This window comes from Streptomyces sp. NPDC087428, assembly GCF_044744085.1.
GTDB lineage: Bacteria > Actinomycetota > Actinomycetes > Streptomycetales > Streptomycetaceae > Streptomyces.
In genome coordinates, this window is the sequence record NZ_JBIUXR010000028.1 from 39987 (window position 1) to 54666 (window position 14680).

Sequence of the window (14680 nt, forward strand, 5' to 3'; positions counted from 1 at the left end):
GACCGTACCGTTCCGGCAACATTCGTAAGTCACACCGAAACATTCGACAGAGGTGCGGTCATGCGGTCGGGTATTTTCACTCAGGGCACACGTACGGCGAGATGGACCGCGGCCGGTGCCGCCATGGTCATGGCCGGCCTGCTGGCCGGATGCGGCTCGGACGGCGGCAGCGGGGGCGGCGGCGGAACCCTCACCGCCTACGTCTACGGGGACGACGCCGTGAAGATCCAGGAAGCGGCGGTGAAGGAGTTCAACAAGACCTCCGACGTCAAGGTCAAGCTCGTCTCCGTCCCCGGCACCGACTACGTCAACAAGCTCCGCAGCGCCATGGGCTCCCCGAGCGCCCCCGACATCTTCTACAACTGGGGCGGCGGCTCCATCAAGCCGTACGTCGACGCCGGGCAGGTGGTCGACCTCACGTCGACGATCAAGAACGACCCCGCCCTCAAGGACCGCTTCCTCCCGTCGATCGTCGCCGCGGGCAGCCTCGACGGGAAGATGTACGGCGTCCCGATGCGCGGCATGCAGCCCGTGATGCTCTTCTACAACAAGACCCTCTTCGCGCAGAACAAGCTCCAGCCCCCCAACACCTGGGAGGACATGCAGAAGGCCGTCACCGCCTTCAAGGGCAAGGGCATCACACCGTTCGCCCTCGGCGGCTCCGACAAGTGGCCCGAGCTGATGTGGATGGAGTACCTCCTCGACCGGATCGGCGGACCCGAGGTCTTCCGCAGGATCCAGGACGGCGACAGCTCCGGCTGGGGCGACCCCGCCGTCCTCAAGGCGGCGAAGGCGGTCGAGGAACTCGTCGACGGCGGAGCGTTCGGCAAGAACTTCAACTCCGTCGACTACGGCAACGGGGGCGCCCCCACCCTGCTCAACAAGGGCAAGGCCGCCATGCACCTGATGGGTTCGTGGGAGTACTCGACCCAGCTCGGCAAGGCGCCCGAGTTCGCCAGGAAGGACCTCGGCTGGACCGCCTTCCCGACCGTGGCCGGCGGCGTCGGTGACGCCGCGGACGTCGTCGGCAACCCCACCAACTACTGGTCCGTCAACACCCGGACCAAGCACAAGGACGCGGCCATCGCGTTCCTGAAGACCACGGCCGCCAAGTCCTACAGCAAGGCCCTGGTCGACAACGGCGACATCCCGACCACGTCGGACGCCGCCTCGATGCTGGACTCCTCGCCCAACCCGCGGTTCGCGCACGACCAGTACACGATGGTCCGGAAGGCACCGAGCTTCACGCTCTCCTGGGACCAGGCGCTGGAATCGCGGATCGCCACCCCGCTGCTCACCGAGATCAGCAAGCTGTTCGCCGGCAAGTCGACCCCCGAGCAGTTCGTCGCCGCGATGAAGGCCGTCAAGTAACGATGTCCCACATCTCTCCGTACACCGAGGTGCGTGGAGGAAGGAAGGCGGCCGCCGGCAACGTCGGCCGCCCACCCGTCGGCTGGGCCCTGCCCGGCATCCTCTTCTTCGCCGTCTTCGCGATCGTCCCGCTGGCCATCGCCGTCTATCTGTCCTTCTGCCACTGGGACGGGCTGAACTCCCCGACCCCGGTCGGCGCGGACAACTGGACCCGCCTGTTCAAGGACCACGAGTTCCGTCAGGCCGCCTGGCTGAGCCTGCTGCTCACCACGGTCAGCTGGGCCTTCCAGACCCCGGTGGCGCTGCTGCTGGGCGTCTGGGCGGCCGGCCGGCAGCGCAGCCGGACCTTCCTCTCCGCGGTCTTCTTCATCCCGCTGCTGCTCTCCACCACCGCCATCGCCATGCTCTTCCACGCGCTGCTCGACCCCAACTTCGGTGTGATCAAGCAGATCGGCCCCTGGTTCGGCGTCGATCCCAACATCATGGGCTCCTCCACCGGCGCCCTGCTCACCGTGGCCTTCGTCGGCGGCTGGCAGTTCATGCCGTTCCACACCCTGATCTACCAGGGCGGCGCCCGGCAGATCCCGGAGGTGCTCTACCAGGCGGCCGCCATCGACGGTGCCGGGATGCTGCGGCAGTTCTTCCACATCACCCTGCCGCAGCTGCGCAACACCATCACGACCTCGTCGGTCCTGATGATCGTCGGCTCGCTGACGTACTTCGACACCGTGCTGATCATGACCAAGGGCGGTCCGGGCACGGACACCACGATCCTGCCCTACCTGATGTACCGCACCGGCTTCCAGACCTACGACCTCGGCTACGCCGCGGCCATCGCCACGGCCCTGGTCGTCGTCGCCACCGGTCTGTCACTGATCCTGGTGCGCTTCAGCGGCTTCGGCACCATGCGGTCGACGCGGGAAGGTATGTGACGCCATGTCAGTCGACACCCGTCGTACGGCGCCGCCCACGGCGCCCGCGTTCCGGGCCGGGGGCAAGGCCGCCCGCCGGCCCGGGAAGCGGGGAAACCCACTGGCCGGCCTCGGCTCGCTGGTCTGGCTCGTCATCGTCGTCGTACCGCTGTACACGCTGGTCTCCTCGTCGCTGATGCACCAGGACGAGGCGCTGAGCGGCGACCCACTGGCGTTCCCGACCGACCCGACGCTGGACAACTACAACACCGTGCTGCACAGCGGCTTCCTCACCCTGCTGGGCAACACCGCGATCGTGGCCGCCTCCACCGTGGCCATCGTGCTGGCCCTCTCGGTGCCCGTCGCCTATGTCGCGGTGCGCACCCGCAGCCGGCTCTCCTCGCTCGCCTTCCGGACCTTCCTGCTCGGCGTGGCCATCCCGGCGCAGGCCGTGATCGTGCCGCTGTACCTGCTGATCGGCAAGATGGGCCTCTACGACACCCTGCCCGCGATCATCCTGCCGACCGCGGCCTTCGCGATGCCGGTGGCCGTGCTGGTCCTCAGCGGCACCATGCGGGACGTCTCCGAGGAGATGTACGAGGCGATGGCGCTCGACGGCGCCACCCCCCTGCGCATGCTGTGGCAGCTCGCCATCCCGATGTCCAAGGCAGGCATCAGCACCGTGGCCATCTTCTCGGCGCTGCAGGCCTGGAACGGATTCCTCTTCCCGCTGATCCTCACCCAGTCGCAGGAGAAGCGCGTCCTGACGCTCGGTCTCTTCAACTTCATGTCCCAGTTCGGAGTGAACATCCCCGCCGTACTGGCGGCGATCGTGCTCTCCGTCGTGCCCATCTTCGCCGTGTACCTCGTGGCGCGCAGGGCGCTGGTCAACGGACTGATGGGGGTGGGCGGCAAGTAACGCACCCACGCCGCCCCGCACCACCGCACTCATGAGAGGAACCCCTGCCCCCATGGCAATCCCCGCAGTCCCGCACACCCGCCGCACCGAGGCGGCCCCGGCCGCCGACGGCCCCTGGCGCGACCCCGCGCTCACCCCGCAGGCCCGGGCGGCCGACCTCGTCCCCCGGATGACCCTGGAGGAGAAGGCCGCCCAGCTGTACGGAATCTGGGTGGGCGCCGACGCCGACGGCGACGGGGTCGCACCGCACCAGAACGACATGGTCGACCCGGTCGACTGGGACGAGCTCACCACCCGCGGCCTCGGCCAGCTCACCCGGCCGTTCGGCACCGCCCCCGTCGACCCCGGGGTCGGGGCGCTCGCCCTGGCCCGCGCCCAGCGCCGGATCGCCGGGTCAGGACGGTTCGGCATCCCGGCCCTCGCGCACGAGGAGTGCCTGGCCGGATTCACCGCCTGGGGCGCCACCGCCTACCCCGTGCCGCTGTCGTGGGGCGCGGCCTGGAACCCGGAACTGGTCACCGAGATGGCCCGCCGGATCGGCCGCGACATGCGCTCGGTCGGCGTCCACCAGGGGCTGGCGCCCGTCCTGGACGTCGCCCGCGACCTGCGCTGGGGCCGCGTCGAGGAGACCATCGGCGAGGACCCCTACCTCGTCGGGACCATCGGCACGGCGTACGTCCGCGGACTGGAGTCCGCCGGAATCGTGGCCACCCTCAAGCACTTCGCCGGGTACGCGGCCTCGGCCGGAGCCCGCAATCTCGCGCCGGTCAGGGCCGGCGCCCGCGAAATGGCCGATGTGACCCTCCCGCCCTTCGAGATGGCGCTGCGCGAGGGCGGCGCCCGCTCGGTGATGTCCTCCTACGCGGAGGTCGACGGCGTGCCCTCTGCGGCCGACCCCGTCCTGCTCACCGAACTGCTCCGGGACACCTGGGGGTTCACCGGGACCGTCGTCGCCGACTACTTCGGCATCGGCTTCCTGGAGACCCTCCACAAGGTCGCCGCCGACCGCGCGGACGCCGCCCGGCTCGCCCTGGGCGCCGGCGTCGACGTGGAACTGCCCACCGTCCGCAGCTACGGCGACGCCCTCGTCGCCGCCGTACGGGACGGCACCGTGGCCGAGGAACTCGTCGACCGGGCCCTGCACCGCGTACTGCGGCAGAAATGCGAACTCGGCCTGCTCGACCCCGACTGGTCGCCGCTGCCCACCGCCCTGCGGGACGCCGACCCCGAGCGGGCCAGGGACACCGTCGACCTCGACCCGCCGGAGAACCGGGCCCTGGCCCGCGAACTCGCCGAACAGGCCTGTGTACTGCTCGCCAACCCCGGTGGCGTACTGCCACTGCGCGGCCCCGGCCGGATCGCGGTGGTCGGACCGCGCGCCGACGACGCGCTGGCCATGCTCGGCTGCTACTCCTTCCCCAGCCATGTCGGCGTCTCGCACCCCGAGACCGCGATGGGGATCGACGTGCCGACCGTGCTGGAGTCGCTGCGCGGCGAATTCCCGGGCGCCGACGTCGAATTCACCGCAGGCTGCGAGGTGGACGGCACGGACACGTCCGGGATCGCGGACGCCGTCGGGCTGGCCGGGAACGCCGATGTGTGTGTCGCCGTCCTCGGCGACCGGGCCGGTCTCTTCGGCCGCGGCACCTCCGGTGAGGGCTGCGACGCCGCCGACCTCTCGCTGCCCGGCGTCCAGGGCGAGCTGCTGGACGCCCTGCTGGCCGGCGGCACCCCGGTGATCCTGGTGCTGCTCACCGGCCGCCCGTACGCGCTGGGGCGATGGGCGGACCGGGCGGCCGCCGTCGTGCAGGCCTTCTTCCCCGGAGAGGAGGGCGGTCCGGCGCTGGCCGGGGTGCTCTCCGGCCGGGTCAACCCCTCCGGCCGGCTGCCGGTCTGCGTACCGAAGGGTCCGGGCGGTCAGCCGTGGACGTATCTGCAGCCGCCGCTGGGGCTGGCGAGCGGGGTCAGCAACCTGGACCCGACACCGCTGTACCCCTTCGGGCACGGCATGTCCTACACCTCCTTCGACTGGGAGCCGGGCGATCCGGCCCCGGCCGAGATCCCCACCGACGGCTCGGCCGACATCGCGCTGACCATCCGCAACACCGGTGACCGCGAGGGCGCCGAAGTCGTGCAGCTGTACGTCCACGACCCGGTCGCCCAGACGACCCGCCCCCAGGCCCGGCTGATCGGCTACGCGCGGGTGCCGCTCGCCGCCGGTGCGGCAGCCAGGGTCCGGTTCCATTTCCACGCCGACCTGGTGTCCTTCACCGGCATCGGCGGCCGCCGCGTCGTCGAGCCCGGCGAGCTCGAACTGCGGCTCGCCACGTCCAGCGCCGCCACCGGCGTCCGCCGGACGGTACGGCTGCGGCTCACCGGGCCCGAGCGGACCGTCGACCACCGGCGGCGGCTCGTCTGCGGCACCTCGGTCGAGCCCGCCGCGCACTGACCCGGCCCCGCCCGCGGACCTCCCCGCCGGATGTGCGGGGAGGTCCGCGAAACTTTCGACATGTCCGACGATCAGTGGGCCCGTCACACCTCCGAGCACGTCAACCTCACCAGTACGGTGCACCACATCGCCGCCGCCGGTGTGCGTGTGCTCAAATTCTTGATGGCCGATCCGACGGTGGTGCTCCAGAACCTGGTGATCGGCACGGGTGGCCTCAAGCCCGGCTGCCGGGCCCGCCGGAGAGCCTCCGGCTGTACCGAGGACCCGGGAAGTCCGGGCAAGGGAGATACCGAGCGAATGAACAGTGCGAACGACGAGGACAGCGGTGCGGCGGCCGGACATCTGGAGGTGACCCCGGTCGGCGCGGGGGTCGAGATCAGGCTCGGCACACCGGCGGGAGAGCTCTCGCTGATCTGCACCCCCGACCGGGCCCGCGAACTGGCCGCCGCCCTCGGCCTCGCGGCGGACGAGGTGGAGAGCGTGCGCTCGGCGGACCCCGTCACGGTCAGGGCGGACGAGCTGCGCCGCGGAGACGTACGCGACGGCGACCGCGCGATGACGGTGGACGGGGTCAGGACCGACGGGGCCACCGTCCACGTCACCTGGAAGTCGGGCGCCGGACGCAGCTGGAACCAGCTGTACGACGCGGACGCCCGCATCACCCTGCGCCGCCGGGCGCGCTGATCCGCCGCGCATCGCCGCCGGAAGGGGCGCACCCTGGAGGCACACGCTCCGGAGGTGAGCACCATGACGCAGACCGCTGTCGGATGGCACATCGAGCTGGAATTCGAGGAGGACACCCACCGCACCCGCGCCGCCGCCCTGGTGCGGCTCTCCGACGGGAGTGAGGTACGCGCCCACGGCTATGCCAGCCGGCACCCCTCGGACTCCGGGCAGCCCCGGGTGGGCGAGGAGATCGCGGGTGCCCGCGCGCTCAACGAGCTGGCGATGAAGCTGCTGACCAAGGCCCACGACGAGATCGACGAGGAGTCCGGCCGGACGTCCTACCCGCTGACCTGAGGGGTGCGGGCCCGGACCTCGTACGAGAGGCATCGTAATTTGACGGACGTCGTAGTACGGGATGTATCGTACTAGCGATCCTTCCGTACCCGGCGAAACGGAGTCCGTCGTGAGTGCCCTTTTCGAGCCCTTCACCCTGAGGTCGCTTGTCGTGCCCAACCGGGTGTGGATGGCACCGATGTGCCAGTACAGCGCCGAACCGGTGGGGCCCGACGCCGGCGTGCCCACCGACTGGCACTTCGCCCATCTCGCGGCCCGCGCCACCGGCGGCACCGGGCTCATCCTCACCGAGGCGACGGCTGTCAGTCCGGAGGGCCGGATCAGCCCGGCCGACCTCGGTATCTGGAACGACACCCAGGTCGCGGCGTTCCGCCGGATCACCGACTTCGTCAAGGCGCAGGGCTCGGCCGTCGGAATCCAGCTGGCGCACGCCGGGCGCAAGGCATCGACCGCCGCCCCCTGGACCGGCGGCGGACCCGTCGGCCCCGACGCGCACGGCTGGACGCCCGTCGCGCCCAGCCCGCTGCCGTTCGACACCGGCCACCCCGTGCCGCACGAACTGACCGCGGACGAGATCCAGGGCGTCGTCGCCGACTTCCGTGAGGCCGCGCGCCGCGCGCTCGACGCGGGCTTCGACGCCGTGGAGGTGCACGGTGCCCACGGCTACCTCATCGGACAGTTCCTCTCCCCGCACAGCAACAAGCGCACCGACGAGTACGGCGGCAGCTACGAGAACCGCGTCCGGTTCGCACTCCAGGTCGTCGACGCCGTGCGGGAGGTGTGGCCGGAGGACCTGCCCGTCCTCTTCCGCGTCTCCGCGACGGACTGGCTCACCGAGAACGCCGAGGACGAGCGCGAGGGCTGGACCGCCGACGAGACCGTACGGCTGGCCGGCGAACTCCGGGCCCACGGAGTGGACCTGCTGGACGTCTCCACCGGCGGGAACGCCCCCCGCGCCCGCATCGCGACCGGGCCCGGCTACCAGGTCCCCTTCGCCGAACGCGTGAAGCGGGAGACCGGTCTGCCCGTCGCGGCCGTCGGCCTGATCACCGATCCCCAGCAGGCCGAGAAGATCCTCACCGAGGGCCGCGCGGACGCCGTCCTCCTCGGACGCGAACTCCTGCGCAGCCCGTCGTGGGCGCAGTACGCGGCGCGCGAGCTGAGCGGCACGGTGCGCGCCCCCGAGCAGTACGGCTACGCGATCTGACCCACCCGGGGCCATCCGCCCTCTCTGTACCGCCGGGCCCGGCAGGTACGGGGAGGGCGGCCGCGCGCCGTGCGGGCCGCGGCATTCGTTCACCGCGCATTCATCAGGGATGACGGCTGAGGCATTCCCTCCCGCGCCGGGGGGATCTACGCTCGGCCGCGCATCGATCACCGCTGTCGTCGGCCGCACCCCGGCCGAAGACAACGTTGTCCGAACTCCCTGGAAGGTACCGCTGCATGCCCACCAGACCGTTCCCCGCGGCCCGGCGCCTCGCCGCGCGAACAGCCGCCGTACTCGTCACCGGCGCACTCGCCGCCGCAGTCCTTCCCCCGGCCGCAGAGGCCGCGGCCCCCACCGCACGCCCCACCGCCTATGTGGACCCGCTGATCGGCAGCGCCAACGGCGGCAACACCTATCCCGGCGCCACCCTCCCGTACGGCATGATCGGCTGGTCGCCGACGAGCACGACGGGCGACCAGACGAGCACCGGCGCCGCCAACGGCTACGAGTACGGCGCCACCCGGCTGCGCGGACTGAGCCTCACACACGTCAACGGCGCGGGCTGCAACCCCGGTGCGGCCGGGGACATCCCCATCATGCCGTTCGTCGGGGACGTCACCTCCTCTCCGTCCGCCGACACCAAGGACGCCGTCTACGCCGCGGACTTCTCGCACGACGACGAGCGCGCCGTCCCCGGCCGCTACACCGTCGGCCTCGGCTCCGGAGCCACCGCGGACCTCGCGGTGAGCCGCCGCGCGGGCGTGGCCGACTTCGGCTTCCCGGCCGGTAAACCCGCCAGCCTCCTCTTCCGGGTCTCGAACTCGCTCAACGGCAGCGAGGACGCCCAGGTCGAGATCGACACCGCGCACCGCAAGGTCACCGGCTCGGTGCTCACCGGCGCGTTCTGCGGACGGCGGGCCAACGGGGGCACCAACAACCGCAAGAGCTACTACCGGCTCTACTTCAGCGCCTCCTTCGACCGCGCCTTCTCCACCACCGGCACCTGGAAGGACGGCACACTCGCCCCCGGCTCGACCACCGGCAGCGGCGGCGAGGGCTACGCCACCGGAGCGGACCGGGCCGGCCGCGGATCGGGTGGCTGGGTCGGCTTCGACACCGCCTCCGACAACGATGTCCACATGCGGATCGGCATCTCCTACGTCAGCCAGGCCGGTGCCGAGGCCAACCTGCGCACCGAGATCGCCCCGCACGCCGGCGTGGACGACGTGGCGGCCGCCGCGAGCCGGACCTGGGACCGGGAGCTGAACTCCGTACGCACGGGCGGCGGCACCGAGGCGCAGCGCACCACCTTCTACACCGCGCTGTACCACTCCCTGATGCAGCCCAACGTGATCAGCGACACCGACGGCCGCTACCCGGGCATGGACGGCGCCCCGCACCGGGTGGAGCGTGGACAGGGCGCGCAGTACAGCAACTTCTCGGGCTGGGACCAGTACCGGGCCCAGATACAGCTGCTGGCCCTGCTCAAACCGGAGATCGCCGGGGACTTCGCCCAGTCGCTCTACAACTTCGCCCGGCAGAACGGCGGCGTGTGGGACCGCTGGGTGCACATCAACGGCGCCACCCATGTCATGACCGGTGACCCCACCGCCGCCACCCTCGCCACGTTCTACGCCATGGGGGTACGGAACTTCGACTACGAGGGCGCCTACGAGTCGCTGGCGCGCCAGGCGACCGTCCCCGTCGACGACGGCCTCTCGGACGCCGGCTGTCCCGGCCAGTGCACCGGCCAGCGGCCCAATCTGGCCCAGTACCTGAAGTCCCACTACGCGCCGCAGGACGTCTGCCACTGCTGGGGCGGCGCCGCCGAGACCCTGGAGGACGCGGTCGCCGACGACGCGCTCGGCCGCTGGGCCGCACTCCTGGGCCGCGACAAGGAGGCCAAGGCGTTCAAGGAGCGCGGCGGCTGGTGGCGCAACGTGTTCAACGCGGCGGCCACCGACGGGGCCGGCACCAACGGCTACATCCAGGCGCGCAACCTCGACGGCTCCTGGGTCTCCCCGTTCGCCCCGGGCAGCGAACTCGGCTTCGCGCAGGGCACCAGCGCCACGTACACCTGGATGGTGCCGCAGGATGTCCAGGGGCTGGCCGAGGCGATGGGCGGCCGGGACGTCGCGGCGCGGCGCCTCGACGGCTTCTTCCACAAGGCGGACGGCTCCTGGTCGGTGAAGGGCGGCGACTCGGTGCGCTACGACCCGACCAACGAGCCCGGCATCCACGCCCCTTGGCTCTACAACGCGCTCGGGCAGCCGTGGAAGACCCAGGCGACCGTCCGCGAGATCCTGAACACGGTCTACGGCACGGGCCCCAGGGGTCTGCCCGGTAACGACGACCTGGGCACCATGTCCGCCTGGTACGTCTTCTCCGCGCTCGGCCTGTACCCGCAGTCGCCGGGCGGCGGCGCCATGCTGCTGGGTGCCCCGCTGTTCCCGAAGGCCGTCATCGACCGCCCGCACGGCAGGGACATCACGATCACCGCCCCGGCCGCCGACGCCACGCACGCGTACATCGACGCGCTGACGGTCAACGGCAGGCGGAGCGACCGCTCGTGGACGGACGCGAGCCTGCTCGCGAGGGGCGGCACGCTGGCCTACCGCCTCTCCGCGAAGGAGAACACCTCCTGGGCCACGAGCCCTTCCGGGCTGCCGCGGTAGTCGCGCTGTCACCGGACGGCGGGCCCCCACGACTGATCGCGGGGGCCCGCCGTCACACGGGACGGCCCTTGGGCACCCCATCTTTCTATCGTTGAAAATTCTCTGTGCACGACTGTTGTTTTGCGTTTGGTGCTGTGGCTCAATGTTCGATTGTGTGCTGTGCCTCACAGGTTCGAGGCACTTCAGCTCTCTCGACAGGACGACGCCTTGAGACGACAAATGCCCCGACCCCGCGCTCTGCTCAGAACGGTGGCCTGCGCCGCCGCGCTGCTGATACCCGTCGGGGCCACCCTGGTCCCCGCCGCCGCTGCCGCCCCGGCTCCCGCCGCCGGCGCCGCCTCCGTGAAGGGGGCCGACAATCCGGCCACCGCCGTGCACGGGCTGAAGGGCGAGTACTTCAGCATGTCCGCGCCCGGCGCGCGGGACTTCGACAAGCTCGGCGGAGTCGCCCTCGACCCGGAGATCAACTTCCCGGGCCTCACCGGCACGTTCGAGTCCACGACCGGCCGGACCGAGAACACCACCGCACGCTGGACCGGCAGCATCCAGGCGCCCGAGACCGGCGACTACACCTTCTCCGCGAGCGGCGACAACGGCTTCCGGCTCTACATCGACGGCAAGGTGGTCATCGACCACTGGGAGCCCGACTGGGACAACGAGCAGACCGGTGAGCCGGTCGCGCTGAAGGCCGGCGAGCCGCACGCGTTCAAGCTGGAGATGTTCCAGGACACCGGCGGCGCCAACATGTTCCTGCGCTGGTCCAGCGCGAAGCTCCCGAAGCAGATCGTGCCCGAGTCGGCCTTCACCCCGCCGGCCGACTTCGAGGTCTACCCGGTCGGGCTGAGCGTCGCGGGCGACGGACAGCGGCTCCAGGCGACGTTCGACGACAAGGTCGGCACGTTCTCCCAGGTGAAGGACCACCTCCGGATCGAGGCGGACACCTCGCCGATCCCGGTGAAGTCCGTCGCCCGCGCGTCCGGCAACTCCAGGGCGCTGACCGTCACCCTGGCCGCGCCCGTCCAGAAGGGCCAGCAGGTCCGTGTCGCGTACGACGGCAAGGGCGGCCTCACGGCAGGCGGCAAGGCCGTCCCCGAGATCAGCCGCACGGCCGGGAACCTGTCCACGCACCGGCTGACCACGACCTGGGGCGACAAGCTCGACCGCAACCACCCGCTGCCCGAGTACCCCCGGCCGCAGCAGGTCCGCGACCAGTGGCAGAACCTCAACGGCCCGTGGGAGTTCGCCGGAGCCGCGGCGGGCGAGCAGCCCGTGTTCGGGAAGAAGCTCGGTGAGCGGATCACCGTGCCGTTCCCCGTCGAGTCGCAGCTCTCCGGCCTCGAACGCCACGAAGACCACATGTTCTACCGCAAGCTCGTCACCGTGCCGAAGAAGTGGTCCGTGGACCAGGGCCGGAGCAAGGGCAAGGACGGCAACCGGCTGAGGCTCAACTTCGGCGCCGTCGACTACCAGGCCCGCGTCTGGGTCAACGGCAAGAAGGTCGCCGAGCACACCGGCGGCTACACCTCCTTCAGCGCCGACATCACCGACGCGGTCAAGGGCACCGGCCCGCAGGAGATCGTCGTCGCGGTCACCGACACCACCGGTGACGACCAGCCGAAGGGCAAGCAGTCCCGCAACCCCGGCGGCATCGTCTACACCCCGTCCTCCGGTATCTGGCAGACCGTGTGGATGGAGCCGGTCGCCCCCGCCTCCGTGGACACCCTGACGACCACCCCCGACATCGACCAGGGCCGGCTGGCCCTGACGGTCAACTCCGCCGACGCCTCGGCCGGAGCGCGGATCAAGGCCGTTGCCCGGGACAAGAAGGGCAAGGTCGTCGGCACGGTCACCGGCCCGGCGAACCACGCGCTGAGCCTGCCCGTCAAGAAGCAGCACCTCTGGACCCCGGACGACCCCTACCTGTACGACCTTGAGGTCACCCTCACCGACGGCCGTTCCAAGGACACCGTCGACAGCTACTTCGGCATGCGCTCCCTCGGCATCCAGAAGGTCGGCGGCTACCAGAAGCTGGTGCTCAACGGGAAGCCGTTCTTCTCCCTCGCCATGCTGGACCAGGGCTTCTGGCCCGACGGCCTCTACACCCAGCCGAGCGACGCCGCACTGACCTTCGACCTGAAGGCGCAGAAGAAGCTCGGCTTCAACGCGGTGCGCAAGCACATCAAGGTGGAGTCGGCGCGCTGGTACTACCACGCGGACCAGCTCGGTCTGCTGGTCTGGCAGGACTTCGTCTCCTCCGACATCACCGGCGAGAAGGGGCAGCAGGCCTTCCTCTCGCAGGGCAAGCAGATGATGGAGCAGCTCCACAACTCGCCCTCGATCGGCGGCTGGATCGTCTTCAACGAGGGCTGGGGCGAGTGGGACCGCACCGAGACCGGCAAGATCACCGAGGCCGTCAAGGGCGCCGACCCCTCCCGCGTCGTCAACGCGCACAGCGGTGTCAACTGCTGCTCGTCCAAGGGTGACTCGGGCAAGGGCGACATCATCGACCACCACGACTACGTCAACAACGACGCACCGTTCCCGGACGACCGGGCGGCGATGGACGGTGAGCACGGCGGCTTCACGCTCCGTACCGCCGGACACATGTGGCCGGGTGCCCCCGCCGCGATCTACAGCGGGGTCGCGGACAAGGACGCCCTCACGGCCAAGTACGTCGACAACACGCGCACGTACTACCTGGCGGCCGCCGGCGCCGAGCTGTCCGGCTCGGTGTACACCCAGGTCAGCGACCTGGAGAACGAGCTGAACGGTCTCTACACCTACGACCGGCGCGAGATCAAGGTCGATGCCAGGAAGGTCCGGCAGATCAACGAGCAGGTCATCGCGGCCGGCGCGGCCGCCGGCCACCGCGACGAGGTGAAGGGCGGCGCCGCCTGGAACCTCGACGAGGGCAAGGGGACCGAGGCGGGCGACCAGGGCCCCAACCGCCTCCGGCTCACCCTCTCCGCCGGCACCACCTGGACGCCCGGCGTCCACGGCTCTGCGCTGAAGTTCAACGGCGAGGGCCAGTACGCCGAGACGGCGAGCCCGGTCGTCGACACCACCGGCGACTACACCGTCTCGGCCTGGGCCTCGCTCGACGCACTGCCCGGCAACTACGCGACGGTGGTCAGCCAGGACGGCCGCCGCACGGAGAACCCGTTCTATCTCCAGTACGGACAGGGCGCGTTCGCGTTCAGCACGCCGGGCGGGAAGCGGGCACGGGCGGAGATGACGCCCGAGACCGGCCAGTGGTATCACCTGGTGGGCGTGCGCGACGGCGACGAGCTGAAGCTGTACGTCGACGGCAGCCTCGCGGCCACGGCCCCGGCCGGTTCCGCTGACGTCAGCACCGGCCCGCTCTCCGTGGGCCGTGCCCAGTACGCGGGCGCGAAGGGCGACTTCTGGAACGGTTCCATCGACCAGGTCAGGGTGTACGACAAGGCCCTCACCGCTGACGAGGTGAGCGAGCTGCACGGCGCCGAACAGCCGTAGACCGTCCGGCACGATGACCCGCTGCCTGCCGTCACAGCCGTGACGGCAGGCAGCGCCGTGCCCGGCGGCCCGGCCGGTCCGGGCTTCGTGTGAGGATCGAGGGATGGAACAGCCCGAGATCCGTCGCCGCCGCGACGACGACATGAAGGCGTGCGTCGAGGCGCTGGCCACGGTGCACGAGGCGGACCGCTACCCGGCGCGGTGGCCGGCCGACCCGGCGGGCTGGCTCACCCCCGACGGTCTGCTGGAGGCCTGGGTGGCCGTGGACGGCACGGACGTCCTCGGGCATGTGGCTCTCACCAGGACCGACCGCGTCATGGCGGCGGATGCCGGCCTCCCGCCGGACGAACTGGCCTCGGTGTCGCGGCTGTTCGCCACGGCATCGGCCCGGCGGCGCGGAGTGGCGAGTGCGCTGCTCGCGACCTCGACGACAGCCGCGGCGGGCCTCGGTCTGCGGCTGGTCCTGGAGGTGGAGGACGGCGGCGGGGCCGCCGTCGCGCTCTACGAGCGGGCCGGCTGGCGCCATGTCGCCAGCCGCCCCGGCGACTGGCGGACGGCAGACGGCCGCACGGCTCTGCTGCACACCTACGTCGCACCGGCCGGCGCGGCGCGGTAGCGCACCGGCCGGCGCCG

10 protein-coding genes and 1 pseudogene are annotated in these 14680 nt (G+C 71.1%); all 11 read left to right on the plus strand.

All coding sequences use genetic code 11. The features are described from left to right. Positions 1-123 precede the first annotated feature (123 nt). The 11 genes and pseudogenes from ACIO3R_RS38165 (at position 124) to ACIO3R_RS38215 (ending at position 14663) form a co-directional block, all read left to right on the plus strand. Positions 124-1371, plus strand: coding sequence for an extracellular solute-binding protein (locus ACIO3R_RS38165; protein ID WP_402111699.1), 1248 nt, complete (start codon positions 124-126; stop codon positions 1369-1371). Positions 1372-1373: 2 nt separating this feature from the next. Beyond that, positions 1374-2303, plus strand: a complete 930-nt coding sequence (locus ACIO3R_RS38170; protein ID WP_385040286.1) for a carbohydrate ABC transporter permease — start codon at positions 1374-1376, stop codon at positions 2301-2303. 4 nt (positions 2304-2307) lie between these two features. After that, positions 2308-3201: a carbohydrate ABC transporter permease gene (locus tag ACIO3R_RS38175; RefSeq protein ID WP_385040289.1), complete on the plus strand. Its 894-nt coding sequence runs from the start codon at positions 2308-2310 to the stop codon at positions 3199-3201. A 52-nt stretch (positions 3202-3253) separates the two neighbouring features. Next, positions 3254-5650, plus strand: coding sequence for a glycoside hydrolase family 3 N-terminal domain-containing protein (locus ACIO3R_RS38180; protein WP_402111660.1), 2397 nt, complete (start codon positions 3254-3256; stop codon positions 5648-5650). 60 nt (positions 5651-5710) lie between these two features. Next, positions 5711-5812, plus strand: a pseudogene (locus ACIO3R_RS38185) (hypothetical protein); the annotation flags it as partial. A 135-nt stretch (positions 5813-5947) separates the two neighbouring features. Beyond that, positions 5948-6334 (plus strand): hypothetical protein, encoded by a 387-nt coding sequence (locus ACIO3R_RS38190; protein WP_385040775.1) that lies wholly within the window; start codon positions 5948-5950, stop codon positions 6332-6334. Positions 6335-6397: 63 nt separating this feature from the next. Then, the gene (locus ACIO3R_RS38195) at positions 6398-6670 is read left to right on the plus strand and encodes a DUF1876 domain-containing protein (RefSeq protein WP_385040772.1); all 273 of its coding nucleotides are present in this window, start codon (positions 6398-6400) and stop codon (positions 6668-6670) included. Between the two features lie 109 nt (positions 6671-6779). Beyond that, positions 6780-7877, plus strand: a complete 1098-nt coding sequence (locus ACIO3R_RS38200; protein ID WP_385040769.1) for an NADH:flavin oxidoreductase/NADH oxidase — start codon at positions 6780-6782, stop codon at positions 7875-7877. Positions 7878-8113: 236 nt separating this feature from the next. Beyond that, positions 8114-10552: a GH92 family glycosyl hydrolase gene (locus ACIO3R_RS38205; protein ID WP_402111661.1), complete on the plus strand. Its 2439-nt coding sequence runs from the start codon at positions 8114-8116 to the stop codon at positions 10550-10552. Between the two features lie 219 nt (positions 10553-10771). Further along, a complete protein-coding gene (locus ACIO3R_RS38210) occupies positions 10772-14047 on the plus strand; it encodes a LamG-like jellyroll fold domain-containing protein (RefSeq protein ID WP_402111663.1) in 3276 nt (1091 codons plus the stop codon). Positions 14048-14150: 103 nt separating this feature from the next. Next, a complete protein-coding gene (locus ACIO3R_RS38215; protein WP_402111664.1) occupies positions 14151-14663 on the plus strand; it encodes a GNAT family N-acetyltransferase in 513 nt (170 codons plus the stop codon). Positions 14664-14680 lie beyond the last annotated feature (17 nt).

Bases quoted from the DNA above. Each gene is read 5' to 3' on its own strand.
- ACIO3R_RS38165 (WP_402111699.1), top strand. From the start codon at position 124: ATGGTCATGGCCGGCCTGCTGGCCGGATGCGGCTCGGACGGCGGCAGC.
- ACIO3R_RS38170 (WP_385040286.1), top strand. From the start codon at position 1,374: ATGTCCCACATCTCTCCGTACACCGAGGTGCGTGGAGGAAGGAAGGCG.
- ACIO3R_RS38175 (WP_385040289.1), top strand. From the start codon at position 2,308: ATGTCAGTCGACACCCGTCGTACGGCGCCGCCCACGGCGCCCGCGTTC.
- ACIO3R_RS38180 (WP_402111660.1), top strand. From the start codon at position 3,254: ATGGCAATCCCCGCAGTCCCGCACACCCGCCGCACCGAGGCGGCCCCG.
- ACIO3R_RS38190 (WP_385040775.1), top strand. From the start codon at position 5,948: ATGAACAGTGCGAACGACGAGGACAGCGGTGCGGCGGCCGGACATCTG.
- ACIO3R_RS38195 (WP_385040772.1), top strand. From the start codon at position 6,398: ATGACGCAGACCGCTGTCGGATGGCACATCGAGCTGGAATTCGAGGAG.
- ACIO3R_RS38205 (WP_402111661.1), top strand. From the start codon at position 8,114: ATGCCCACCAGACCGTTCCCCGCGGCCCGGCGCCTCGCCGCGCGAACA.
- ACIO3R_RS38210 (WP_402111663.1), top strand. From the start codon at position 10,772: ATGCCCCGACCCCGCGCTCTGCTCAGAACGGTGGCCTGCGCCGCCGCG.
- ACIO3R_RS38215 (WP_402111664.1), top strand. From the start codon at position 14,151: ATGGAACAGCCCGAGATCCGTCGCCGCCGCGACGACGACATGAAGGCG.